This is a genomic window from Streptococcus sanguinis (assembly GCF_900475275.1).
Lineage (GTDB): Bacteria > Bacillota > Bacilli > Lactobacillales > Streptococcaceae > Streptococcus > Streptococcus sanguinis_N.
The window spans coordinates 953,009-976,398 of record NZ_LS483364.1; the positions used below are offsets into that span (position 1 = coordinate 953,009).

At 40.8% G+C, this 23,390-nt stretch carries 24 protein-coding genes and 2 pseudogenes; 22 read left to right on the top strand and 4 right to left on the bottom strand.

Annotated features, from left to right (window positions below; all coding sequences use genetic code 11):
- Nucleotides 1–12 precede the first annotated feature (12 nt).
- The 9 genes and pseudogenes from DQM55_RS04975 to DQM55_RS05015 all read left to right on the top strand — a co-directional run bounded on the left by DQM55_RS04975 (nt 13) and on the right by DQM55_RS05015 (nt 5,619).
- Nucleotides 13–312, top strand: a complete 300-nt coding sequence (locus tag DQM55_RS04975; protein ID WP_172454722.1) for a TIGR04197 family type VII secretion effector — start codon at nt 13–15, stop codon at nt 310–312.
- Nucleotides 312–671 (top strand): hypothetical protein, encoded by a 360-nt coding sequence (locus tag DQM55_RS04980; RefSeq protein ID WP_111675672.1) that lies wholly within the window; start codon nt 312–314, stop codon nt 669–671. Before DQM55_RS04975 ends, DQM55_RS04980 begins: the two co-directional genes overlap by 1 nt.
- Nucleotides 662–2,293: an ATP-binding protein gene (locus tag DQM55_RS04985; RefSeq protein WP_111675673.1), complete on the top strand. Its 1,632-nt coding sequence runs from the start codon at nt 662–664 to the stop codon at nt 2,291–2,293. Before DQM55_RS04980 ends, DQM55_RS04985 begins: the two co-directional genes overlap by 10 nt.
- Before the next feature lies 1 nt (nt 2,294).
- Nucleotides 2,295–2,927, top strand: a complete 633-nt coding sequence (locus DQM55_RS04990; RefSeq protein ID WP_111675674.1) for a hypothetical protein — start codon at nt 2,295–2,297, stop codon at nt 2,925–2,927.
- Nucleotides 2,928–2,966: 39 nt separating this feature from the next.
- Nucleotides 2,967–3,489, top strand: a pseudogene (locus tag DQM55_RS04995) (hypothetical protein).
- Between the two features lie 61 nt (nt 3,490–3,550).
- Entirely contained in the window at nt 3,551–4,102 is a 552-nt protein-coding gene (locus DQM55_RS05000; RefSeq protein ID WP_111676922.1) for an ABC transporter permease, read from the top strand.
- A gap of 101 nt (nt 4,103–4,203) precedes the next feature.
- On the top strand, nt 4,204–4,746 hold the full coding sequence (locus tag DQM55_RS05005; RefSeq protein ID WP_111675675.1) for a hypothetical protein: 543 nt from the start codon (nt 4,204–4,206) through the stop codon (nt 4,744–4,746).
- Nucleotides 4,743–5,288 (top strand): hypothetical protein, encoded by a 546-nt coding sequence (locus DQM55_RS05010; protein WP_111675676.1) that lies wholly within the window; start codon nt 4,743–4,745, stop codon nt 5,286–5,288. Before DQM55_RS05005 ends, DQM55_RS05010 begins: the two co-directional genes overlap by 4 nt.
- Nucleotides 5,289–5,319: 31 nt before the next feature.
- On the top strand, nt 5,320–5,619 hold the full coding sequence (locus DQM55_RS05015; protein ID WP_111675677.1) for a DUF4176 domain-containing protein: 300 nt from the start codon (nt 5,320–5,322) through the stop codon (nt 5,617–5,619).
- Nucleotides 5,620–5,717: 98 nt separating this feature from the next.
- Here the strand turns inward: DQM55_RS05015 and DQM55_RS05020 are convergent, their stop codons facing one another.
- Together DQM55_RS05020 and DQM55_RS05025 are read right to left on the bottom strand one after the other, a co-directional pair.
- Complete coding sequence (locus DQM55_RS05020) at nt 5,718–6,266, bottom strand: NADPH-dependent FMN reductase (protein ID WP_002895223.1); 549 nt, start codon at nt 6,264–6,266, stop codon at nt 5,718–5,720.
- 85 nt (nt 6,267–6,351) lie between these two features.
- Nucleotides 6,352–6,798: a MarR family winged helix-turn-helix transcriptional regulator gene (locus DQM55_RS05025; protein ID WP_111675678.1), complete on the bottom strand. Its 447-nt coding sequence runs from the start codon at nt 6,796–6,798 to the stop codon at nt 6,352–6,354.
- Nucleotides 6,799–6,912: 114 nt separating this feature from the next.
- Here DQM55_RS05025 and DQM55_RS05030 point away from each other — a divergent pair, with 114 nt between their 5' ends.
- From DQM55_RS05030 to DQM55_RS05080, 11 genes are all read left to right on the top strand, one after another.
- Nucleotides 6,913–7,401 (top strand): cell wall elongation regulator TseB-like domain-containing protein, encoded by a 489-nt coding sequence (locus DQM55_RS05030; protein ID WP_111675679.1) that lies wholly within the window; start codon nt 6,913–6,915, stop codon nt 7,399–7,401.
- Nucleotides 7,398–8,579 (top strand): pyridoxal phosphate-dependent aminotransferase, encoded by a 1,182-nt coding sequence (locus DQM55_RS05035; RefSeq protein WP_111675680.1) that lies wholly within the window; start codon nt 7,398–7,400, stop codon nt 8,577–8,579. Before DQM55_RS05030 ends, DQM55_RS05035 begins: the two co-directional genes overlap by 4 nt.
- Nucleotides 8,580–8,831: 252 nt before the next feature.
- On the top strand, nt 8,832–9,305 hold the full coding sequence (locus DQM55_RS05040; RefSeq protein ID WP_111675681.1) for a hypothetical protein: 474 nt from the start codon (nt 8,832–8,834) through the stop codon (nt 9,303–9,305).
- Nucleotides 9,306–9,536: 231 nt separating this feature from the next.
- Nucleotides 9,537–9,956: a hypothetical protein gene (locus DQM55_RS05045; RefSeq protein WP_002897374.1), complete on the top strand. Its 420-nt coding sequence runs from the start codon at nt 9,537–9,539 to the stop codon at nt 9,954–9,956.
- Nucleotides 9,957–9,970: 14 nt separating this feature from the next.
- Entirely contained in the window at nt 9,971–10,564 is a 594-nt protein-coding gene (locus DQM55_RS05050; RefSeq protein WP_002897375.1) for a hypothetical protein, read from the top strand.
- Nucleotides 10,565–10,573: 9 nt separating this feature from the next.
- Nucleotides 10,574–10,924 (top strand): hypothetical protein, encoded by a 351-nt coding sequence (locus DQM55_RS05055; RefSeq protein WP_002897376.1) that lies wholly within the window; start codon nt 10,574–10,576, stop codon nt 10,922–10,924.
- A gap of 179 nt (nt 10,925–11,103) precedes the next feature.
- Nucleotides 11,104–11,469, top strand: coding sequence for a VOC family protein (locus DQM55_RS05060; RefSeq protein WP_002906354.1), 366 nt, complete (start codon nt 11,104–11,106; stop codon nt 11,467–11,469).
- 21 nt (nt 11,470–11,490) lie between these two features.
- Nucleotides 11,491–12,837, top strand: coding sequence for an asparagine--tRNA ligase (gene asnS, locus DQM55_RS05065; RefSeq protein WP_009659378.1), 1,347 nt, complete (start codon nt 11,491–11,493; stop codon nt 12,835–12,837).
- A 156-nt stretch (nt 12,838–12,993) separates the two neighbouring features.
- On the top strand, nt 12,994–14,181 hold the full coding sequence (locus DQM55_RS05070; protein WP_111675682.1) for an MFS transporter: 1,188 nt from the start codon (nt 12,994–12,996) through the stop codon (nt 14,179–14,181).
- 96 nt (nt 14,182–14,277) lie between these two features.
- Nucleotides 14,278–16,020, top strand: coding sequence for an ABC transporter ATP-binding protein (locus DQM55_RS05075; RefSeq protein ID WP_111675683.1), 1,743 nt, complete (start codon nt 14,278–14,280; stop codon nt 16,018–16,020).
- A complete protein-coding gene (locus DQM55_RS05080) occupies nt 16,010–17,746 on the top strand; it encodes an ABC transporter ATP-binding protein (RefSeq protein WP_111675684.1) in 1,737 nt (578 codons plus the stop codon). Before DQM55_RS05075 ends, DQM55_RS05080 begins: the two co-directional genes overlap by 11 nt.
- 264 nt (nt 17,747–18,010) lie before the next feature.
- On the opposite strand, the gene DQM55_RS05085 is transcribed toward DQM55_RS05080, so the two are convergent.
- Entirely contained in the window at nt 18,011–19,045 is a 1,035-nt protein-coding gene (locus tag DQM55_RS05085; RefSeq protein WP_231909453.1) for a DNA helicase UvrB, read from the bottom strand.
- A gap of 90 nt (nt 19,046–19,135) precedes the next feature.
- Nucleotides 19,136–20,668, bottom strand: coding sequence for an ATP-binding cassette domain-containing protein (locus DQM55_RS05090; RefSeq protein ID WP_111675685.1), 1,533 nt, complete (start codon nt 20,666–20,668; stop codon nt 19,136–19,138).
- Nucleotides 20,669–21,285: 617 nt separating this feature from the next.
- Here DQM55_RS05090 and DQM55_RS05100 point away from each other — a divergent pair.
- Together DQM55_RS05100 and DQM55_RS05110 are read left to right on the top strand one after the other, a co-directional pair.
- Complete coding sequence (locus DQM55_RS05100; protein WP_111675686.1) at nt 21,286–21,477, top strand: hypothetical protein; 192 nt, start codon at nt 21,286–21,288, stop codon at nt 21,475–21,477.
- Between the two features lie 113 nt (nt 21,478–21,590).
- Nucleotides 21,591–23,381, top strand: a pseudogene (locus tag DQM55_RS05110) (serine hydrolase domain-containing protein).
- Nucleotides 23,382–23,390: the final 9 nt, after the last annotated feature.

Consider the following 23,390-nt stretch of genomic DNA (forward strand, 5'->3'; position numbering starts at 1 on the left):
GTTATAAAATAAATGACGTTTCTAAGGAGTTTCAGAACTATGGGAAAAATCAAGTCGGATACTATTTCCGCTCAGAATGCTATCAGTGAATTGGTTGGGGTAGATACAAGCGACAAGCAAAATCAGCAGGTGGAGTTTAGCTATACTACTGAGATTGCTGGGATGGAAGCAGGCCGTCAGGCATGCAATCAAATGCTGCAGGCTGTCAGTGACTTTAGCGCAGCTGTTTTGGCTCAGGCTAATAAATTTCCTGATATAGCTTATAAAATTGAAAAGCGTGATGTAGAGCAGGCACAACGTTGGAGCAACTGATGATAAAAGATAAAAATCAAGAAAAACGTGAACGATTACATAAGCAGATTATTCACCTTGAGAATCAAGAAGAAGATCTTTTAGTTCTCAAAAAGCGTTATGAAGAGAAGGTAATGGATTTTCGTACAGATATTTGGACGATGAATGCCCAAATAGAAAATTTGATAGATCCCGTATCAGAGACTAGTTCTACCAATCGTAAAATATGGGAAGAAAACCAAGCATTGCAACAAGCAATTGACAGCTATGTAGAGCAGGAGTTGGACAATGTTTCCAAACAAACAAGGAAAGTTCAGCAAAAATTAGATGAAAATCGAGAAAAATTGACGAAAGAAAGGAACTCTTTACCATGGGAGTAAAGTACAGTGCGTCAGAGTCTTCACAGCTGATGGAGGCCATGTCTAGTAATATTCAAGTGGCCAATGAGGTGACAGACCGATTATCTCAGGGCTGTGACCACCTAATAGCTACCCTAGACTCAGGAGAACTCATGGGAGCAGCCTATACAGCAGGGAAAGGCCTCTTTTCAGAGATTATCATTCCTGCCATTAAGAAGCTACAGGCTGCAGTGGACGACATTCAAACGGAGTTAAATTCATATAGGACTGCTGATGCTCAGGTAGCTGAGTATGGAAACCTCGATCTAGATCAGCTGAAGAAGACAAAAGAATTGAGAGAGCAGCAGCTAGCCTCTGTCAAAAAGGCTATTGAAGCAAAAGAATCATTCTTAGAGCGCATGAAGTCTATTGCTACATTTAATATCGTTTCTCACATGCAGTCTCTGGTGATTCTTTCTAGTGCAGAATCGCAAATTGAATCACAAATCAAAGAATTGGAAGAGAAGATTGAAAAGTTGGAGTTCTTTGTCGCTCAAGTCTCCCAATATTTCAGCGATAGTCTAGAAGTTCTTCGTCTAGCTATCCAAGGAGCCAGCCAGCTAAGCCAAGTCCTGGTAGATAGTGATGGAAATTACTCAGTTGATGGTGTAGATATGAGCTGGGCTATTAAAATGAAGGGACAGAAGATTGAGACATACATACCAATAACTAAAAAAGAGAAATTTATTCAAACTATTAGACAACAGTATGGATTTAGTCGAACTGAATCAGAGATATTACTAAATTTATATCAAAAGCTAGAAAAGGAATATGGATCCAAGAAAGCAAATATAGAATTCTTTAAAATAGTTGCATCTTACTCTTATGGTGATAAATCTTATGGAGCTTGGCAAGTGGTCGGTGGATTATATAGCCCGAATGGGGTAAACGGTATAAATGTTGGTATTAATTATAGAATGAAATCTGTTTTGAGAAAATATGGCTTAAAAGATGATGAAATTGATACGATTCAGAAAGCTATTCAGAATCAGCATAATTTTACGGGATTGGAAAAGATTGAAGAGGGAGATACAAATGATGAGATAAAAGGGAAACTGAATTTAGCTTCTGAGAAAGCATATGGTCAAGTAAATTATAATAAATTAGACGAGAAGCAGAAAGCAAGAGTTAGAGAGTTACTGTCTCAATTTGGAGGAACCATAGACTATTCCCATATGGCTGCAACTATTTCTGCACATTATACAGGTAATCATTTTATTGAAAATGAAGACGATTTAGCGGGATGGCAAGGTGATGTAGCAGGTACTATGGGACTTCCGCCGAGTCTTGGTAATGATGACTATCGTTCAGATTTAGATGCTGTTAATGTTTATCACAAAATTAAGGATGGGAATAGCCTGGTTGATGTTACAAACTCATACTACGATAGCGTTGAGAGAACATCTGGCTATAGAACTTATGAATTTGTTCAAAATATTGGAGAAGGAGATTACACGAAAGGAATGAAGAAATTAGAAGAAACTTATAAATTATACGTTTCTTCTCATTCTAGTGAACAATCATCAACCTTCGAAAATTTCATGAATGCTATCCAACATTTCCAAAAGGATTTAGATAAACCCAATCCCTCTATTGGAGAGTAAAATGTTAAAAAAAATGAAAAAATATTATAAAAACAAACCAACTCAAGCTTTATTAACGCTCATTGTACTTGTTTGGTCAATATATGAGATTGGTGCGACCAGTCTGGCTAGCAATTCGGCCTTGACCAAGGAATTCATGCATAGTCGGTATGTTATGGTTTGGCCAATGGTAGATAAGAAGGCAACTCTTTATCACTATGCGGAAGAATGGACTAGTGACGTATTAAATGGAATTATGCATCTAGATTATGAAAATACTAGGATAACTAGTTTTCCTAGAAAATGGGATAGTGAAGTTGAAATATACTATGCTCTGTCTGAAGATAAGTATGCTGATAGAGTATATTTTTTCTTAGATGAACCAATATCCAGAGCCTATACCACTAGTTTAGAGCAAAATTATTATTTGATTTCAAAGAATGCAGCTGTTATTAAAGAGGAAACAGGCAAAACGGTTGAACAGTTAGGTCAAGAAGTGGGACATTCAAGGGAGGAGTTTTTGTCTGCTCTGGGTAAGATGAAAATACTTCGTTTGGTCTATTTGATTCTTCGTATGATAGTATTGTTGCTATGTATCAGGTGGTCGGGTCAGCAGAGAAAACGGAAAGAAGATGAAATCTTGCAGAATGGATAGAGTCTTGAAACGATACGGAATCTATAAGGAAAATAAAGAATGATAACTTCAGTAATTTTTATTGCTTCTCTATTTTTACTTTTGCGCCGTTTTAAAAGCCGGCCGTTCAAGGATTGTTATTGGCGTGCTGTATAGTCTGTTTGTTGTCTGGTACGTTCAGGAAATTTTAAACTACGGCAAATATACTCTGCAATCAGGTCAAAGCGTTGAATTAAGAGTGTCTCCAAATACGGATCAGTTAGAGTATAGTTCAGAATTAATATTAAAAAAATTAAATGATGCTAAAATAAAATTATCAGGTACAAATGTTTGGTCTGAAAAATTTGGGGATGTATTATTTGGGGTAAGTGAAAAGAAAATTATTAAGATAGGCAGTACCGAGGGAGACAAGAATGAGCTTCCTAATAATCAAAAAGATATACATTTAGTAGAAGATGGGATTGTTGTTAGTTATAAAGGAGAAAAAGTTTTTGATGTAACTAACAACAAATCTTACTCCATCACCATAACCAATGTAGACAATAAACCGGTTAAATTTGAAGCTCAGGTGGTGGACAGGTAAAGTTTAGGAAGGATTTGATTCCTCTCAGTTCTAGTTTTTTATTAATATGATGGTATTGAAAATGAAGAAAACGAAATCTATGGTTATCATAGGCGGCTTTCAAGGTCGAAACATCTTTTATGATGTGAAAAGAAAAAAAGTATATTCTAATAAAGTCAATGAGAGAGTTTTTCCTAATCTCAGGTGGTTAGTAATATCCTTTGGAATTCTAGGAAATGCTTTTCTCATTCAAGTAAACAATATAAAATTTGAATCCCCTATTTTCAAAGTAATTGTTTTGTGCGCGACTCTTATTCTTATATCTTTGGTCTGTCACTTTGGATTTAAAGATGAGTATTTAGGGCAAAACGTTGAAGTATTTAATCCCAAATTATATGAACATGTTGGTTGGTTGAATTTTTTAGAAGAAGAGAGAAACCGATTATACATTCTTCTTATTACATTTTCAGTGAGTTCTTTCTTAACTGTTTTTCAAATGAGAGAATATTTGAACGCTCCTACCATGACAAACTTAATAGAAGTTATTGCCTTTTATTTTATATTTTATATGGTAACAGCAAAAAGCAATTTTATGAAAAGAATGATAGCAATAAAGGAATTGATGAAACAATAAACTAAGAGTTTTAGCTTATAAACCATGGTTTAAGGTAATGTATGACCAATTATTGAATGGAAGTGCTATGATTATGAACCGTTGTTACTTGGAAGAAATCAATGAATAAGAATGTATTTTGGTTAGGTAATTTCAGAGATAAAAATATTTTTTATGATAGAAAAACTGGACAACTATACTCTATAGATAAGAAAGAAGAGCAAGCTCCTAATCTCACTTGGGCTATTCTGCCTGCTTCCTTTCTTTTACGAAACATTTATTCAGAAGCAACAGCACCTCAGGTTGCCAGTGTGCCTATCAGAATATTTATTTTGTGTTCGACTGTTCTCTGCGTTTTAGTTTTGATAATATTTGTTCTAAGAAATATTAGAAAAGGAACTATGAAAAATTTTAATCAGAAACTTTATTTTGACTGGCCTAATTTTCTTTATAACCAACAAACACAATGTAAAGGAATATTGTTTTTTGGGACTCTACTATTTTTTACGTCAATTAAATTTATAATTGATTATTATTTTTCAGGAAGCTTTATTTCTTTTATAGCTATCATTGGTTTTCTCCCAGTATCTGGGCTCTTATTATTTGGAAATAGGCCATTAGAGAAATTGATTATCCTTAAAAGATTGGAAAAGCAATTAAAATGAAGAAAAAAGAATATTTAATCTATCTCTTGACTTTTCAGGGGAGAAACTATTATATGAACCTAAAAACGAATAAAATTTATGCAAATGTTCATAGTCCACAATTCCATCTGGATCTCACGAAATATGTTCCCGCAGCTAGCATTATGCTGCTACATGGATTTACTTCTGTTTCGAATAGCCGCTTGTCCTTCCTATGGAAAATAATCTTGTTAGTTTTGGGTTATGTTATTGTTGGGTATCTAGTAGAATTGCTTGCAAGGACAAGGAAAGAGCCGTCATTTAAAGAGTTTCATTTTGAAACACTACCTATAAAAGATGAGTTTTTATATATTTTTAGTCGAAATATATATGGGAAGTTTGGAATTGGCTTGATTTTTGCTGTTTTTGCCATCTATCAATCTGTTGAGTATTTAAGCAAAGGCAGCTATTTGTCTTATTTGCTAAGTGACATGGGTTTCTTTCTTGCTTATTTTAGTCTCATAAGGTCCGATTTATTCAAACAGATAAAAGTTCTGAAAAGATTAAAAAAGAAGAATACTTAGAATTCGAGAAGATTTTTAAAGGAGGTTTCTAATGACTGAGCTACTACCGATAGGGAGTGTTGTCCAACTTAAAAATGGACAAGTGAAAATTATGATTATTAACCGTTATCCTCTTTATGATAATAAAGGTGAAATTGGTTATTTAGACTATTCCGGCTGTGTATATCCTTTTGGTATGACGGATAATCAAGCTTGCTTTTTTAACCAAGAAGATATTGAAAAAATTTGGTTTGAGGGGTATATAGATGACTCAGAAGAGAAAATGCTAGCAAAAATAGAAGAAAAATTATCTCAAATTCCTTATCCTAAATATTCTTTAGCTGATTTATAATATCTGTTCCTGTCAGTAAAGTATTCTAAAACCCCTCGCAATTTTTGCGAGGGGTTAATGTCTTATAAGTTTTCTTTTCTTTTTATAATCTTCTCTTTTTAGTTAAGGGCTGCTAAAAGAGCATCAGCCTGTGCTGAGAGTTCAGCAAGTTTGTCTTCTGCGACAGTCAGTTGTCCAGTTCCCCATGCTTCTGGGTTGATGCCAACACCTGTGAATGGTTCTACCACATTCATACGGATGAAAGGCAACAGGCTACGGTAGTGCTTGAATACTTCATCTGGTGATGTGCCGTTAGCTACAGATGAAACAGTAACAACCTTAGCATTCAGAGCAGATGGGCCAGTTGGGTCTGACAGATCCAGAGCGCGTGAAGCCCAGTCCAAGAGGTTTTTCACTACTCCTGGAATAGCCCAGTTGTAGACAGGTGAGAAAATCCAGATGGCATCAGCGGCCAAAATTTCTTCACGAACCTTAGCGACAGCAGCTGGAGCAGGACTTTCGATGTCTTGGTTGAAGAATGGTACATCTTTGTAATCAAGATATGAAACTTCTGCCTTACCAGCCAAAGCTTTTTCAGCTTGCTCAGCCAATTGGTGGTTGAAAGAACCTTGACGAAGCGAGCCGACGATGAATAATACTTTAGACATTGCATTGTCTCCTTTTTTATAAAATAAAGAGAAATTTCTCTTGTTACAATATATGTTACAACATTAATCACTAGTTAGCAATTATTTAGCTCATTTTTTTGAAATTTTTTAGAATGCGAATCAAATCTTGTTTATCGTCTTCTTCGAGAATGGACAGAGCTTGCTGGATATTTTTGATATGATCAGGCAGGGCAGTTTCAATTTTAGCTCTGCCTTGTTCCGTCAGACCAATCAAAAAAGCCCGGCGGTCATTTGGGTCGCAGGTGCGGACAATCCAGCCGTCGCGTTCCATATTTTTGATGACGACAGTCATGTTGCCAGAAGTAGCCAATATGCGGTCAATCAGATCCTGAATACGCAGTTCTCCTTTGCTGTACAAGGTTTCTAAGACGGAAAACTGAGTAGGAGTCAAATCATGCTTTTTAAAAATCTGGGCTTCAATGGCACGGATGGTTCTTGCTGCCTTATGAAAGACAATCATGGTTTTCAAATCAAGCAGAGTTTCTTTGCTTAAATCGTCTGTAATCTTCATAACAATATTTTACCAATAAATAGTATCATATGCAAGGATATTGCTTTAGAATTTTGAGAATATTCTCATCAAAAAAAGATAGAAAAATAGGAGTATTTGTAGTATAATGACGGAGTGAAATATAAAAATAGAAATAAAGCCAGTTTTCCAATTTGGCAGTACCTTATCGGTATTTTTATCGTTCTCAGTGTTCTTGTATTTTCATTTTTTGCAGTTTTGCAAGTATCTATGCAGCCGATACAGTCGGCTAAGGAAGTAAGCAGACGCTTGGCCAAGGAATACGCAGATCTTGAAAAAGTGGACTCTTTTGCTATCTACAATGGGCAGGAATCCTACTACAGTCTGCTTGGCAAGACAAGTAAGGGTATCGAAAAAGCTGTTTTGATTGCAAAAGATTCCAATGAGATTCGGGTCTATCGACTGGACCAAGGTGTCAGTCAGGCAGATGCGGAGAGCATTGCCAAGGAAAATGGAGCAGGAACTATTGATAAGGTGACCATGGGCTATTTTAAAGATCAGCCCATCTGGGAAGTCAAGTCGGGAGGCACCTACTACCTGATTGGTTTTGAAAGCGGACAGTTGGTCAGCAAGGAGGGACTATGAAATTATCAAATCGTGTCTTAAAAATGGAAGAAAGCGTGACCTTGGCAACAGCAGCGCGTGCTAAGGCTTTGAAAGCGCAGGGGCGGGATATTCTGTCTCTGACTCTGGGAGAGCCGGATTTTCCGACGCCTAAGAATATCCGAGATGCGGCTGTAGCAGCTATTGAGGATGGGCGTGCTAGCTTTTATACAGTGACTAGCGGTCTGCCAGAGCTAAAAGAAGCAGTGGTAGAGTATTTTGCTAACTATTATGGCTACACAATCCAGCCGAATCAAGTGACGGTGGCAACCGGAGCTAAGTTCTCCCTCTACACCTTCTTTATGAGTGTGCTCAACCCAGGTGATGAAGCTATCATTCCGACGCCTTATTGGGTAAGCTACGGCGACCAAATTAAGATGGCCGAGGGGATTCCTGTTTTTGTTCAAACCACTGAGGAAAATAATTTCAAGGTTACGGTGGAACAGTTGGAAGCTGCTCGGACTGATAAGACCAAGGTCTTGGTTTTGAACTCGCCGTCCAATCCGACTGGTATGATTTATACAGCGGATGAGCTAAGGGCGATTGGAAACTGGGCTGTGGAGCATGATATTCTGATTTTGGCAGATGACATCTATGGACGTCTGGTTTATAACGGTAATAAATTTACACCAATTTCCAGTCTGTCCGAGGAGATTCGCAAGCAGACGGTGGTCATCAATGGTGTCTCTAAGAGCTACTCCATGACAGGCTGGCGGATTGGCTATGCAGTTGGTGAGCCGGAGATTATTGCGGCCATGAGTAAGATTGCAGGTCAGACGACTTCTAACCCGACAGCAGCGGCTCAATATGCAGCAATCGAGGCCTTGACTGGCAGTCAGGAAACGGTTGAAACCATGCGCCAGGCCTTTGAAGAACGTCTTAATACCATCTATCCACTCTTGGCTCAGGTGCCAGGATTTGAAGTGGTCAAGCCGCAAGGGGCCTTCTATCTCTTTCCAAATGTCAAGAAAGCCATGGAAATGAAAGGCTACACAGATGTGACCGAGTTTACGACAGCAATTTTAGAAGAAGTTGGCGTGGCTCTGGTGACTGGAGCAGGATTCGGTGCTCCAGAAAATGTCCGTCTTAGCTATGCGACAGATTTGGACACGCTCAAAGAAGCCGTTCAGCGCTTGCAGCAATTTATGGAGAGTAAATAAAGCTCTCAATCTTACACTACTTTCGAAGATTTATAAACGATAAATAGGGATGAACTCAGCGTTCGTCCTTTTCAATTTATTTTTGACTGTACTGGTAATGAGTTAAATAAAATGGTAAAATAATATAGGATGCCATAAGATTGCTTTCATATTTTCTGGTTGAATTGAGAAGATTTTGTTCAGAAAATAAAAGCTGGGAGCAGTTGGAATTTAGCTGTCTGGGCTTGCAAACGGGAGTGAAAGGAGAAGGATATGAAACGACATTTATTTTTCTTATTCATGGGAGTCAGTTTGGTTTTATTGGCTGCTTGTTCTGTTGTTGATTCAGAGCAGGGATGGACCACAATTTCTGAATCCAATGGCTATAGTCTGCAAGCCAAAGGTCATCGCTATCGTATCCAATATTATGAGAATGACTCTGCCCGAATAGACTGGTATTTGAACAATTACCAGCCAGAATTGAATTTAAATATGAGAATCTTAGAACGCCCAACTGCTCCAGGTTCTTACACTAAGGAGGAGATATCCGGACAAGGATCTGCACGCTTTTTGATGGTTTGTAGAACTTGGGGTTCTGCAGAGAACAGTCAAAAGTTTTTAATTAAACGTGCCTATTATAAGGTTGATATTAAACTTAATAAAAAGATGGAGGTAGATACTGAGAAGAGCAGTATGACCTACTGGAAGACGGAAGAAGAGGAAAAGGATGATCCGCCTATTGATTAAATAGCGGCTATAATGGTAGATTAAGTTAGTAGGAGTAACTTTCTGATAGAAATCACCACACGACTTATAAATTTGAGGAGTATTTAGTTGAAGATGATGGTGTTTCGGTGTATAATAAAAGAAGTCCATTTGGTCTAGCCCTGCATTCTATTCACATGCAGTGTCTTCCTCATGGTCTTTTTACTTAAGTAATAATAGGGATGAAGATTATTTTGTACAAAAGGAGATAAAATGGGATTTATCAGAAAGGAAATAGAGGAAAGAGAGAAGAAGATTCTCGAGGATTTTTCGATTGCAGAAAAAGAATTGGCTTTGCCATTTTTACTAGAGGATGAGAAGAGAGGAATTTTTCTCTGCGTCAAGCAATTTCGTATCGGGGAAGGGAAATATCAAGTCTTAGCCATGATTCTCGGAGGGCACTTGCTTGAATTTCGCCTAGAAGAAGAACGGGCCGATAGATATCCAGTTCGCAATAAGGAAGATCAAAGTGTAAAAGGTCTATCAACAGAAACAATCTCCCAGCTTGTGATTCCCAAGGTTTTAAAGGGACGAGAGGACAAGATCGTAACAGTGATTCAACATGCCCTGTCGCAGATTAACCCTTATTATGATACGAAGATAAGGGAAGTAAACCACGTGGAGTACAGATAAAGAGGAGATAGGATATGGGATTATTAGAAAAGTGTCTGGATTTTTTACCGACTAGGCGGGCTGTCAGTGACATAGAAGAAGATATGACTTGGGAGGAAGAATTTACCCCTAAAAGAGTTCCCCATAAAGCAGTCAGTAGTAGACCTCAGAAGGAGACTGAGGGAACAGCGACTCTTCCCCAGGAAGGAAGTTGGAAGTTCGTGCACGAGATGATTTCTGAAGAAGGGATTGAGATTTTAAAGGAAGCTGGTATTGATGACGAGCTAGTTTTTGAGACGGGCGATTGGGTTGCAGATCATGATTTGGGGATTTATCTGGTCCTTTATCGCTTTGGTGGCAGAACCAACTGGAAGAAGACTTATAAGCTAATCTTGCAAGGACAGGTGATTGAATTTAAGACCAAGACCATTTTTCATCAGCAGGATTTTTCTTATGAAGATGGGGAATTCACTAAGGGAGTGATTGTCAAAAATGTCTCTAATATGCTCCTGCCCTCGGCTTTCGAAGGTCAACAGCAGCGCGTGCTCCATATCATTCAAGCGGCTCTCTCAGCAGCTAGCCCAAGCTATGATACGGTTATTTACAGGGCGAACTTTGATTTGGTTTAGGAGGGGAAGATGATATATATTACAAAAGAAGATGTTTTGACTTGGCTGGACAAACATGAGCCAGTAGCCAATCGTCAGAAAGACATTGCGACCTTTCATAAGGAACTGTCGTTTCGCCTGCAAAGAATGGACTTTCGACCGTCTACCAGTTCTAAAGATCCTCAGAGAAATGTTTGTGAAGATCCTGACCAAGAGCTCACTGTAGCCTTTACTCAGGATGGGGAGGGGAATTATGCGACGATTGACCAGAGTCCAGGAGGTCAGATTCTCAGTGATCAGCGCTTTAAGATGGCTTTGAAAAAAGTCTTGAACTATGATGATGACATGGTTGATCGACTGCTATATGGAACGAAAAATTAGTCCTCTTATTCAGAGAGAGTTATCCGCCAGCCTTTAGGAGGCTGGTTTTTTAATTTTTCTGAGATTTAGCCTCTTCAAGGATAGCTATTGCAATCGCTTTATGGTAAAATATAGAACAGATGTCCAAAAGATTTGTCTTGAAATAAAGTGACATTTAGCAACCAATCTAGGAGGCAGATATGATTGATCATTTTGAGATAAAGGTCAGGAATCTACAAATTTCAAAAGACTTTTATACAAGTTTTCTTTCTCCTCTAGGCTACAAATTGGCTTTTAGAAGTAGTTCTCTACTCAGTTTTGTTGCTCCCAACAGCCCACATCCTGGTGGAGATTTTTGGTTGGGGGAGGGAGAGCAGTCTCCGATTCACTTTGCTTTTTTGGCAGAAAACCATGAGCAGGTTCAAGCTTGTTATGAGGCTGGTTTAAAGGCAGGGGGAAAAGACAACGGTGCGCCAAATTATCGGGGGAACCTTTCATCATATTATGCAGCCTTTGTCTTGGATCCAGATGGTAATAATGTCGAGGCAGTCTGTCATAAAGAATAAAAAATAGAAAAGAGAAAAAACGTGTCAAAGAAAATCGTAACAATTATTGATGTGAAAAATTATGTTGGTCAAGAAGTGACCATTGGTGCTTGGGTTGCCAATAAGTCAGGTAAGGGTAAGATTGCTTTCTTGCAGTTGCGCGATGGCTCTGCCTTTTTCCAAGGGGTGGCCTTCAAGCCTAACTTCATCGAGAAATTTGGCGAAGAAGAAGGATTGGCGAAGTTTGATACGATTAAAAAGCTTAGCCAAGAAACTTCTGTCTATGTGACAGGGGTTGTCAAGGAAGACGAGCGCTCAAAATTTGGTTATGAGTTGGACATCACCGATATCGAAATCATCGGCGAGTCAAATGACTATCCAATCACGCCCAAAGAACATGGCACTGACTTCCTCATGGATAACCGTCATTTGTGGCTGCGTTCTCGTAAGCAAGTGGCAATGATGCAAATCCGCAATGCCATCATCTACGCTACCTATGAATTCTTTGACAAGAATGGCTTTATGAAGTTTGACAGCCCAATCTTGTCAGGAAATGCAGCAGAAGACTCAACTGAGCTCTTTGAAACAGACTACTTCGGAACTCCAGCATACTTGAGTCAGTCAGGTCAGCTTTATCTGGAAGCAGGTGCTATGGCTCTTGGTCGCGTCTTTGACTTTGGTCCTGTATTCCGTGCCGAAAAATCAAAAACCCGTCGTCATTTGACTGAGTTCTGGATGATGGATGCAGAGTACTCATACTTGACGCATGATGAGTCACTCGACTTGCAAGAAGCTTATGTTAAAGCCTTGATCCAAGGTGTTCTTGACCGTGCTCCTCAAGCTTTGGAAACCTTGGAACGTGATGTAGAACTTTTGAAACGCTATATTGCAGAGCCTTTCAAGCGTGTTAGCTATGATGAAGCGATTGACCTCTTGCAAGCGCATGAAAATGATGAAGATGCTGACTATGAGCATCTGGAACATGGAGATGACTTTGGTTCACCGCATGAAACATGGATTTCAAACCACTTTGGTGTACCAACCTTTGTCGTGAACTACCCAGCAGCTATCAAGGCTTTCTACATGAAGCCAGTTCCTGGAAATCCAGACCGTGTCCTCTGTGCAGACTTGCTTGCTCCAGAAGGCTACGGTGAAATCATCGGTGGTTCTATGCGTGAAGAAGATTACGATGCCCTCGTTGCTAAGATGAATGATCTTGGTATGGATACGACAGAATATGAATTCTACCTGGATCTTCGTAAGTATGGAACAGTTCCGCACGGTGGATTCGGTATCGGTATCGAGCGTATGGTAACCTTTGTAGCAGGGACTAAGCATATCCGTGAAGCCATTCCATTCCCACGTATGCTGCACCGTATTAAACCATAAAATGATTCAAACGCCCATGTGGCGTTTTTTCAGCAATGAACTATGAAATAATCCAAATATAGAATTTTAGAGAAAGAAGAGGTAGAGGTCATGTGAACAGCGGATTAACAAGTGATAAAGGATAAAAATGAAGAAACACTTGTTAAAGGAGAAAATATGTTTAAAAGAAGTTATCGGAAAAATATCGGTCTTATGGCCGGTGTAGAATTTTTTGCCTTTCTAGGCATTACTAGTTTTTGGATTTTATTTCTAAGTCAAAATGGCATGTCCCTTTGGCAGATTGGGCTTTTGGAAAGTATTTTTCATGCGACCAGTGTCATCTGTGAAATTCCTTCTGGGATGTTGGCGGATCGCTTTTCCTACAAGACCAATCTGTATCTGAGCCGGATAGCCGGGATTGTGTCTTCTGTTCTCATGTTGGCCGGGCAGGGGAACTTTTGGGTTTATGCACTGGCTATGGTGATTAGTGCTTGGTCCTATAACTTTGATTCGGGGACAAGTGCGGCCATGGTTTATGATTCTTCTGTAGAGGCTGGACTCAAGGAACGTTACCTGTCCATCTCCAGCTTTATGTCTGGAGTGGCTGAAGCGACCCGGTCTTTGGGAACAGTCTGGGCTGGATTTTTTGTCCATGGACAATTGCATCTGACCTACTATATCATGATTGGCACCTCTGTCATCGTTCTGTTCTTGACCTGGATGCTAAAAGAACCTAGTGTCAAAGCAGAGAAAGCGGAACGTCTGACTATGAAAAAGATTATCTGGGCTGTCAAAGAGGAGTTGCAGAGAAATCCTAGCCTTTTTATCTGGATGATTCTGTCCCAAATCATCGGAACGCTGATGTGTATGTTTTATTTTTATTATCAAAATCAATTGCCGGACTTAAAAGATTGGCAGATTTCAGTAGTTATGCTAATTGGCAGTGCTTTGAATATCTTAGCGGTCTATCTGGCGAGTGTGATTGGAAAGAGATATTCTGCCCTAAAACTTTTCCCTTCAGTGGTACTTTTAACTGGAGCAAGCTACCTGCTGTCCTATTTTGGCACGCCAATCATCTATATTGTGATTTATCTAATCAGCAACGCCTTGTATGCACTCTTTCAGCCGATTTTTGACAACGATTTGCAAAAGCAGCTGCCAAGTGAAGTACGGGCGACCATGCTCAGTGTTTATTCTATGATGTTCAGCTTGAGCATGATTGTCATTTTCCCTGTGACAGGCTGGTTGATTGATTACTTTGGCTTTGACTGGACTTTTATAGCTTTAGGCGGCTTCTTATTTGCTGTAACGCCATTTTTGTATATGAGTCTAAAGAAAATAAGCCAGAACTTACAAGAAGTCTAATATCAATGTTCTCTTTCTGCTGGTCAGAAGGAGAATATTTTTTACCCTTTGAAAATTATGGTAAAATAAATACAGTTTAATGGAGAAGTAGGCGGTATGAAAGATTTATTGAAATATTTCAAGGGCTATATCAGAGAGTCTTTGCTGGGGCCCTTGTTCAAGCTCTTGGAGGCCAGTTTTGAACTCTTGGTTCCGGTTTTGATTGCGGGGATTGTGGACGAGACAATTCCTAGACACGACAGCTCCCATCTCTACTGGATGGTTTTTCTTTTGATGGGCTTGGCTGCGCTGGGCGTGGTGGTAGCAGTGGTAGCCCAGTATTATTCGTCAAAGGCGGCAGTGGGCTTTACTCGCCAGATGACAAGCGACCTCTATCAAAAAATCCTGCGCTTGCCCAAGGCTAGTCGGGATGAGTTGACAACTTCTAGCTTGGTGACTCGGCTGACGAGCGACACCTATCAGATTCAGACGGGCATCAATCAATTTCTTCGTCTCTTTCTGCGGGCGCCCATCATCGTTTTTGGATCTATTATTATGGCCTTTACTATCAGTCCGGTCATTACCTTGTGGTTCTTGCTCATGGTAGCAATTTTAACGGCTATTATCGTTTTCATGTCTCGTCTTATGAATCCTCTCTACGCTAAGATTCGCCAACTGACAGATCAGCTGGTCAATTTGACTCGTGAGCAGCTGCAGGGTATGCGGGTTATAAGAGCTTTCGGTCAGACCCAGCGTGAGGTTCAGACCTTTCGCAATCGCAACGAGCTCTATAAAACTTGGCAAATCAGGACGGGAGCTCTGGCTAGTCTGATTAGTCCTCTGACCTTTCTTACGGTCAATGGTACTCTGATTGCTGTCATTTGGCAGGGGAATACCTTTATCGGCAAGGGCTTGCTGACCCAGGGGATGCTAGTGGCTTTGGTCAATTATTTATTGCAGATTTTGGTGGAATTGCTCAAGCTGGCTATGCTGGTCAACTCGCTCAATCAAAGCTATATCAGTGCAGGTCGTATCAGTCAGGTCTTCGAGCAAGCAGAAGAAGATGTCCTGCAGGAATTAGTGCAGGAAACAGCTCTGCCAAATCAAGCCATTAAAGTCCAGCAGGTTAGTTTTTCTTATCCAAATGCAGCTAGTCCAGCCTTGACTGGTCTGACTTTTGATTTGAAAAGCGGTCAGACTTTGGGGGTTATTGGTGGGACAGGTTCAGGTAAGTCTACTCTGGTTCAGCTGCTGGCTCATCTTTATCCTGTGGCTGCTGGTCAGTTGACCATCTTTTCCCAAGGACGCAGTCCTAAAAATCTCAGAGAATGGCGGTCTTGGATTAGTCTGGTGCCTCAGAAGGCGGAGCTTTTCCAAGGAACTGTTCGCTCCAATCTGACTTTAGGATTGTCAATCAAGCCAACAGACGAAGATTTGTGGCAGGCTTTAGAGATTGCTCAGGCGGCAGACTTTGTCTCTCAGAAGGAAGGTGGCTTGGATGCGACTGTAGAGGCCTTTGGTCGGAATTTTTCTGGCGGTCAGCGTCAGCGTTTAACTATTGCAAGAGCTGTCTTGCGGAGGGGGCCTTTCTTGATTTTAGATGATGCAACCTCGGCTCTGGACTATCTGACAGAGGCTAGACTCTTGCAGGCTATTAAGAATGAATTGACAGAGACCAGTCTGGTCTTGATCTCTCAGCGAACCAATAGCTTGCGCTCGGCGGATCAAATTTTAGTCCTAGATAAGGGAGAACAGGTGGCCCTTGGTCGCCATGAGGAACTTCTGGTCAGCTCTGCCATTTACCGAGAAATCCATAACTCCCAGCATAGTCAAGGAGAGGAGGGCAAGCATGAAGCATAAGACATCATCTAGCAGCTTGAGGCGCTTGACTCGAGATTTGCTGCAGGCGCGCTGGCTCTTTCTCCTAGCTAGTCTGGGAACAGTGGCTCAAGTGGCTCTGACTGTTCTTCTTCCAGTTTTAATTGGAAATGCGATTGATAGCGTTCTTCTTCCTCAAGCGGATCAACATTTGATGCCGATTTTGGGCCAGATGCTGCTGGTTATCGTAGCCAATACGCTGATTCAGTGGCTCAATCCCTTGCTCTATAATCAGCTGGTTTATCGCTATAGCCAGCAACTCCGGCAAGGTGTCATCAAGAAAATACACTATCTGCCTTTAGCTTATCTGGATCGGCAGGGAACCGGAGACTTGGTTAGTCGGGTGACGACGGACTTGGAGCAACTCAGCAATGGCCTACTTATGGTTTTCAATCAATTTTTTGTGGGTTTGCTGACAATCTTAGTGACCATCATTAGCATGGCCAGATTGGACTTTTTCCTCTTGCTTTTGGTTCTGCTTTTGACGCCCCTTTCTCTCTTCTTAGCTCGCTTTATTGCCAGAAAGAGTTTTAGCTTTTTCCAACGTCAGACGCAGGCGAGGGGAGCGCAGACCCAGCTGATTGAGGAAAGTTTGACTCAAGAAAGTCTGATCCAGGCTTTTAATGCTCAGGAGCAGTTTGATTCAGCTTTTACTCGCAGTAATCAAACCTATGCAGACTATTCTCAGGCGGCTATTTTCTATTCTTCGACGGTTAATCCTTCGACTCGTTTTATCAATGCCCTGATCTATGCTTTGATTGTGGGCTTTGGGGCTGTACGAATCATTCAGGGAACAGGCTTTACGGTTGGGCAGCTGGTGACCTTCCTCAACTATGTCAACCAGTACACCAAGCCTTTCAATGATATATCGTCAGTCATGTCGGAATTGCAGAGCGCTTTAGCTTGTGCGGAGCGAATTTACAGCGTTTTGGACCAAGAAGAAATAGCTGAGTCTGGTCAGGAAATCCTCCAGTCGGAAGATATCAAAGGACAGATTAGCTTCGAGCATGTAGCTTTTGGCTATGAGCCTGGAAAAGAGCTGATTCAGGATTTGAATATAAGGATTCCAGCAGCTAGTAAGGTTGCTATTGTCGGGCCAACTGGTGCTGGCAAGTCTACCTTGATCAATCTCCTCATGCGATTTTACAATGTAGACAGTGGTCTTATTTCGCTAGACGGTACTCCCATAACGCATTACACTAGAGCCTCTTATCGTCAGCATTTTGGTATGGTACTGCAGGAGACTTGGCTCAAGACGGCGACCATTCATGACAACATAGCTTTTGGCCGGCCAGACGCCAGCCGAGAAGAGGTCATTGCAGCTGCCAAGGCGGCCAATGCTCATTTCTTTATCCAGCAGCTGCCTCAGGGGTACGACACCTATCTAGCGGATGCTGGGGACTCCCTTTCTCAAGGTCAGCGGCAGCTCTTGACCATTGCGCGTGTCTTCCTTGCTGTTCCTAAAATCCTAATCTTGGATGAGGCGACTTCCTCCATCGATACCCGAACAGAAGTCTTGATTCAGGAGGCTTTCAGCAAGCTCATGGTGGGTCGGACTAGCTTTATCATCGCCCACCGCCTGTCCACTATTCAAAATGCTGACATCATCCTCGTTATGGTAGATGGTGATATCGTCGAGCATGGTAATCACCAGGAGCTCATGGATGCCAAAGGTGTTTATTACCAAATGCAGACGGCGCAGGAGTAGAAGGGGAGCTTTATTAAAGTTCACAGATTGATGCTAAACAAAACTAAAAGAGTTGGAAATTCCAACTCTTTTTGCTTATAGACTATAGTACTATGAAACAATAAAATAAATATTCTCATTGTCTATACATACATCTGATGTATGGTTGTAGATTTGGTTCAGTTCATTGAGCCTATCAATAAAAACAGATGTTTTAGCATTTTTTAATTTTTTGAATGATTTAATTATATCTTTTTCCATTTTCTTTGCGCTTTTATTTAGCTCTTATCCGCCGTCTTGGAGAAATTCATCTGCAGGGCCGTCCTTGATAAAAGGAATATTTCCTAAGAAACCGCCTATTGCTTTGCTTGCTTCTCCTACACCTTTCAATACATTGGATTCAATAGAGGATTCGCTCATTTTTTCTAAATAATTTAGACATTTTGTAAACATGGCAGAATAGGCAGAAGAAAGTTTTTCGATTTCTTCTTTGATAGATAATATATTTTTTTCAGCTAAATTTCCACTGAGCATAATTTCGATATAAGATGCCAGTGAATAGGTGTATAGAGATAAGCTGTAGTATTTAAATTTCTTACTAATTTTTTTCTTAGCCGATGAAACTTCTGATTGGATTATAAGAAGAGGGGTAGACTTTAAATCTTCTTCTAATTTCTTTTGGTAGGAAGTCATTTGCTGTCTCGCACTTCTCTGAATATCCATTACCATTTTATGGCTGCTGGAGACGAAGTGGCTATTGTCCCAATTATGCTTATATTTCCTAATTAAATCCATCAATGTCTCGGCATCGGCTTCAATTGAAGATTCTTTTTCGGTTTCTAAAAATGATAAAATTTGTTTCTCAAGTTCAACAATATTGTCTAATCTTTTCTCAACAGAATATAAGAGTGCAGCGACAATGATAACTTGTGGTTGAATCATCAATCCTTCATTTGCAAGTTCACTTATTTCTTGAAGTTGGACAAATTTCGAGCCTCCATCCGCTTTTCGCAGAGCTCCCCAGTAGTTACCATTTTTTGCCTTTTTTAAGGTATCGCCAGCAGCTTTATTAACAATGCGATAGGCTTTTTCGCCATTATTTCCTTGGACAACTTTTGTCAAATTAGGGATAAGAGAAGCTACAGTAGTTCCTAATTCTGACAACTCAATAATTGGTATCTTTATTGTAGTTGGTTGTTCAATTTCAGAACGAGTTTGTAAAAGTATCTGATCTGTGAGTTCAACGAATTGGGTTTGTTCGTTAAAAATCTCTTTTTTGTTAAGTGTGTTTTCAGCAGCAATATTTATGATATCTCCCATGTTTAAAACCTGAACTTTCTATGAAACTATCTTCATTATAAAGGAAGTGACCATAAGTAGTCAATAAAGACAATGAAGAAAATTTTTGAATTACTTTTCAAATTCAACATCTTCCAACCCTGTTTCTGTCAGTTTATAAATCTTCTGGCAGACTTCTTTGAGAAAGATTCGGTCGTGGGAGACAGCTATGATGGCGCCAGGATAGGTCGCCAAAAGCTGGCGAACCTGGGGCTGAGAGGTGGGAGAGAAGTTGCGGGTTGGCTCGTCCAGCAGGAGGACATTGGGGCGGTCTAGGACTAGTTTGAGCAGGAGTAGCTTGGCTTTTTGACCGCCGGAAAGCTGCCCAATCGGGTGGCGGGCCTCGTCGCGCGTGAACTGGAGACTGGCTAGATGCGTCAGGATTTTCTCCTCATGGGACTTGTCGCCAGAGGAAGCCAGAAAGTCCAAGGGACTGCTCTCATCAGTCAGCAAGTCACCATAATGCTGGGGCATGTAGCCTACTAGCATGTCTGTCCGCTCACGCAAGATCTTCCATATTTCCTTAAGCAGAGTAGACTTGCCTACACCATTAGCACCAATCAGCCCGATTTTTTCCTGGCCACAGACCTCCAGAGTCAGGTTCTCCGCCAGTTGTCGTTCGTCTGTTTCCAGTTTCATTCCTTCTAATTTCAGGATTCTTTTGGCCAATGGCAGAGCTTCTATGTCTGAGAAGTGAAGGCTGATGACATCTTCCTGTGTCGGAATTTCGGTCATTTCAGCGCCTGCCTTTTCAAATCGTTTGCCCTGTGAGAGGACGCTTTTCATCTTCTTAGCCACCAGTCGACCTGCAGTAGCGTCGTGGGTGTTTCGTAAAGTATGCTCTACACTCTGCTTAACTCTTCTGTGTTTTTCCATGGTCTTGGCGTGTTCTTCCCGCTCTTTCCGTGCCAATTGAGCTTGTTTTTCAAAGGCCTCCTGACGTTGATGGCGGTAATTTTCATAGTCCAGACTCTTGACACTGGTTCTAGCCTCCTGCTTCTTTTTGATTCGCTCCAGATGAACAATCTTAGTCGCAGCTTGAGCGAGAAAGTGCTCGTCGTGAGAGACGAAAAGGACCGTTCTCTGGCTGTGGCTGATAAAGTTTTCCAGCCAAGTCAGAGTTTCGAGATCAAGGTCATTAGAGGGTTCGTCAAGAAAGAGAATGTCCCAATCACTGGCTAGTTTCTTGATGAGTTGGACTTTGAGCTTTTCTCCTCCAGATAGGCTAGAGAGCTGCTGCTGACTAGCAAAACGCTGGCTGTCAAAGTTGAGCTCCCCAGCATAGCGGTAGAGCTTGTCATAGTCCAGTTCTGTCTCAAAATCAGCAAAGAAATAGTCATTGAGCGTCAGTTGGGCATCCTCTGAAGGTAGCTGCTGGGGTAAGTAGACAGCAGCAGTATAGGACTTATCAATCTGTCCGTTGTAGCTGACATAGGAGCTGACCAGTCGCTCGTCTAGCAGGAGCTTGAGTAGGGTGGACTTGCCATTGCCCTCCTCACCGATAATAGCGACCTTGTCTCCTTGATTGACAGTCAGTGACAAATCTTTGACTAACTCTTTCAGGTCTTTTAGATGGGTAATGGTTAGATTTCTTATTTGAAGCATAGATGTCTCCTTCGTTTTATAACACAAAAAACAGCCCTGCTTTATTTAGCAGAGCTGTTTTTAGTTTCACAAAGCAGACACAGGAGTGTCAAAGTGGGATTATTCGTCTATAGGCTTCCAGCTTACACTGTCATAGGAGCGACAGGATTAATCTAAAGATAAGCAAATAGAAGCTAGAAAGCACAAAAAATGAACATCCCGCGGATATGCAGAAACATGACAAAATCTACTAAATAAAGTTTCCTTTAAAAAATAGACTTAATTTTTCATGTCTCCGTGTACCTCCGAAATAGTTCTGTCTTAAGTCTAGCAAAAGATAGCAGATTCGTCAAGCGCTTTCAAATAAATAAAAATTTTTAAAAGATTTTTGGAGCAAATTTTTATAAACTCTCTAAGAATATTGATTTCAAGGCTTTTAAGATGATTTTGATATATAATTTTTTAATTATATAAAAATTTGACATATACCAGAAAATTATATATAATCGTCTTGTATATAAAATTTATATATATAAAATGATTATACAAATAGGCCTAAAATTTGTAAAAGATAAGAAGAACTGGAATGTGATAGATTCCAGTTGTCATTTTAAATTGTATCTAAGGAGTAAGAAACCATGCCAAAAACGTTATTTTTCTGGCTTTTGACAGTCCTAAGCTTGGGACTTGTAAAAACGCCTCAAGCTAAGACGATGGAGCAATCTTTGAAGTCTAACACGGCGGCCATTGAGATTAGCCAAAAAATTCAGGACTATGTCAAGAAAGATGAAGCGACAAGGGTGGCTGTAGAAGCAGTGACTTTTGATTAGATGATGCAAATCATTGCTTAAGAAAGGAGAAAGCTATGCTAAGAATTTTTATCCGAATGGTATACAGAAGTATCGCCTATGCGATTGTTGAAGCTAAATAGAAAGGAAATATCATGAAAAAATCATTTATTCTAACAATTTTAACGATTATAACTCTAGGACTCTTCCGACCAGTTACCGCCTTGGCTGAGGATCAGAAGTTGCCGTCTGGCACGGAGCGCAGCCAAATTGGTCAGAAAATCGAAAGTTTTGTCAAGGAACATGAAAAAACAACAGCTGGTTTGTCGACGACGGTCTTTGATAAGGATGGCACCATCTACAAAGGAAACTTTGGCTATATGAACAAGGAAAAGAAAGTCAAAACAGATGATAGCAGCGTTTTTGAATGGGGATCGGTTACCAAGCTGACGGTTTGGGTCTCCGTCATGCAGCTCTGGGAATAGGGAAAGATTGACCTAGAGGAAGACATCCGCACCTATTTGCCAGAGGGATTTTTAAAAAACCTTCGCTATGACAAGCCGATCACTATGATTGACCTCATGAACCATCAGGCGGGATTTAGCGAGTCAATTCAGGGCCTTAAGGAAGAGACAGGATTGACAATTGAGGAAAGCTTAGCCAATAATCAGCCAACCCAGTCCTACGAACCCGGCACCATGACCAGCTACTCAAACTTCTCTGCCGGTTTGGCGAGCTATATCGTCGAGCGAATCTCCGGACAGGACTTCTCTACCTATGTCCATGAGCATATCTTCCAGCCATTAGAGATGAATGATACAGCTATGTCTTCAGATTTGAAGGATAATCTTAAGGTTTATAAGAAGCGAATGGAGGCCTTGTCCTATAGTGCAGATGGTCAGACTTCGAAGGGGACTGCCTATTTATACTCAGCGCTCTATCCAATGGGAAATGCTGCCTCTACCATGGCTGACTTTCAGAAGTTTGCCCAAGCGCTTTTGAAGAAAGAGAAGCTCTTCCAGCGAGCTGAGACTTGGGCGACCCTATACACAGTGACCTCGACCTATCCAGGGACAGAGCTGCCGCTCAATATGCACGGTTTCTGGGCTACAGAGTTTGGCATGACTGTTGTTGGCCATAGCGGTAATACCTTGGGGTATTCCTCTTTCATCCTGCTAGACTTGAAAAATGGCATCGGTATGACTATCATGACGAATCAAGAACACGAATTCGTCTACAACCATGAGATGCCGGCTTTGGTCTTTGGACCTAAGAAAAAGACGGACTCAGCCACCTTTGACAAATTCCAGTCTGGAAATTACCGATCTACTCGCTACTTTGCCAGTGGTCCTATGTCTATCTCTAGAAGCTTATTCCTCTATACTAGTTTTGTCAAGAAATCCGAGGACAATCCACTTTTGAGTCAGGATTTTTCAGTAGTCAGTGGCAGCGGAGATAAGGTCAAGGTGACAGCTGCCTATGGAGGTTATTTCAGAGTCAAGGATAGCGAAATTTTGGCAGACTGGGCCATGATTATTGCAGCGGTAGTCGGAATTGTTTTCAGTATCATTCTCTTTTTGGTACGGGGTGGTTTAGATCTTTTCCGATTGGTATTCAAAAAAGGCCAGCCTAAAACACCTAAGAAACTTCGGATTTGGACTTATCTAACCTCTTTAGCAGCAGTAGGAGTGGCTTTAAATTTCTATGGCCTTGTTGCAGCTTTTCTAGCAAGTAATCGTAGTTACCCCTATAGCATATGGCCTTATATAGTCTTTACAGTTCTAGGTTTAATCTTAGCAGGATGTGCCATCTATCCGTTCTTGAGTAAGGCTCGAAAGGGACTTGGCAAAGGTCGGCTCTTATTGACAGTCATGACGAGTCTATCTGCTCTCGCTATCGTAGCTAACATTCTTTATTGGTCGCTCTACCAGTGGTGGGCGATGTGATAAGTTGCC

What these genes read in the sequence shown, in the direction of transcription:
- DQM55_RS04975 (WP_172454722.1), top strand. Translation starts at nt 13, where the DNA reads ATGACGTTTCTAAGGAGTTTCAGAACTATGGGAAAAATCAAGTCGGAT.
- DQM55_RS04980 (WP_111675672.1), top strand. Translation starts at nt 312, where the DNA reads ATGATAAAAGATAAAAATCAAGAAAAACGTGAACGATTACATAAGCAG.
- DQM55_RS04985 (WP_111675673.1), top strand. Translation starts at nt 662, where the DNA reads ATGGGAGTAAAGTACAGTGCGTCAGAGTCTTCACAGCTGATGGAGGCC.
- DQM55_RS04990 (WP_111675674.1), top strand. Translation starts at nt 2,295, where the DNA reads ATGTTAAAAAAAATGAAAAAATATTATAAAAACAAACCAACTCAAGCT.
- DQM55_RS05000 (WP_111676922.1), top strand. Translation starts at nt 3,551, where the DNA reads ATGAAGAAAACGAAATCTATGGTTATCATAGGCGGCTTTCAAGGTCGA.
- DQM55_RS05005 (WP_111675675.1), top strand. Translation starts at nt 4,204, where the DNA reads ATGAATAAGAATGTATTTTGGTTAGGTAATTTCAGAGATAAAAATATT.
- DQM55_RS05010 (WP_111675676.1), top strand. Translation starts at nt 4,743, where the DNA reads ATGAAGAAAAAAGAATATTTAATCTATCTCTTGACTTTTCAGGGGAGA.
- DQM55_RS05015 (WP_111675677.1), top strand. Translation starts at nt 5,320, where the DNA reads ATGACTGAGCTACTACCGATAGGGAGTGTTGTCCAACTTAAAAATGGA.
- DQM55_RS05020 (WP_002895223.1), bottom strand. Translation starts at nt 6,266, where the DNA reads ATGTCTAAAGTATTATTCATCGTCGGCTCGCTTCGTCAAGGTTCTTTC.
- DQM55_RS05025 (WP_111675678.1), bottom strand. Translation starts at nt 6,798, where the DNA reads ATGAAGATTACAGACGATTTAAGCAAAGAAACTCTGCTTGATTTGAAA.
- DQM55_RS05035 (WP_111675680.1), top strand. Translation starts at nt 7,398, where the DNA reads ATGAAATTATCAAATCGTGTCTTAAAAATGGAAGAAAGCGTGACCTTG.
- DQM55_RS05040 (WP_111675681.1), top strand. Translation starts at nt 8,832, where the DNA reads ATGAAACGACATTTATTTTTCTTATTCATGGGAGTCAGTTTGGTTTTA.
- DQM55_RS05045 (WP_002897374.1), top strand. Translation starts at nt 9,537, where the DNA reads ATGGGATTTATCAGAAAGGAAATAGAGGAAAGAGAGAAGAAGATTCTC.
- DQM55_RS05050 (WP_002897375.1), top strand. Translation starts at nt 9,971, where the DNA reads ATGGGATTATTAGAAAAGTGTCTGGATTTTTTACCGACTAGGCGGGCT.
- DQM55_RS05055 (WP_002897376.1), top strand. Translation starts at nt 10,574, where the DNA reads ATGATATATATTACAAAAGAAGATGTTTTGACTTGGCTGGACAAACAT.
- DQM55_RS05060 (WP_002906354.1), top strand. Translation starts at nt 11,104, where the DNA reads ATGATTGATCATTTTGAGATAAAGGTCAGGAATCTACAAATTTCAAAA.
- DQM55_RS05070 (WP_111675682.1), top strand. Translation starts at nt 12,994, where the DNA reads ATGTTTAAAAGAAGTTATCGGAAAAATATCGGTCTTATGGCCGGTGTA.
- DQM55_RS05075 (WP_111675683.1), top strand. Translation starts at nt 14,278, where the DNA reads ATGAAAGATTTATTGAAATATTTCAAGGGCTATATCAGAGAGTCTTTG.
- DQM55_RS05080 (WP_111675684.1), top strand. Translation starts at nt 16,010, where the DNA reads ATGAAGCATAAGACATCATCTAGCAGCTTGAGGCGCTTGACTCGAGAT.
- DQM55_RS05085 (WP_231909453.1), bottom strand. Translation starts at nt 19,045, where the DNA reads ATGGGAGATATCATAAATATTGCTGCTGAAAACACACTTAACAAAAAA.
- DQM55_RS05090 (WP_111675685.1), bottom strand. Translation starts at nt 20,668, where the DNA reads ATGCTTCAAATAAGAAATCTAACCATTACCCATCTAAAAGACCTGAAA.
- DQM55_RS05100 (WP_111675686.1), top strand. Translation starts at nt 21,286, where the DNA reads ATGCCAAAAACGTTATTTTTCTGGCTTTTGACAGTCCTAAGCTTGGGA.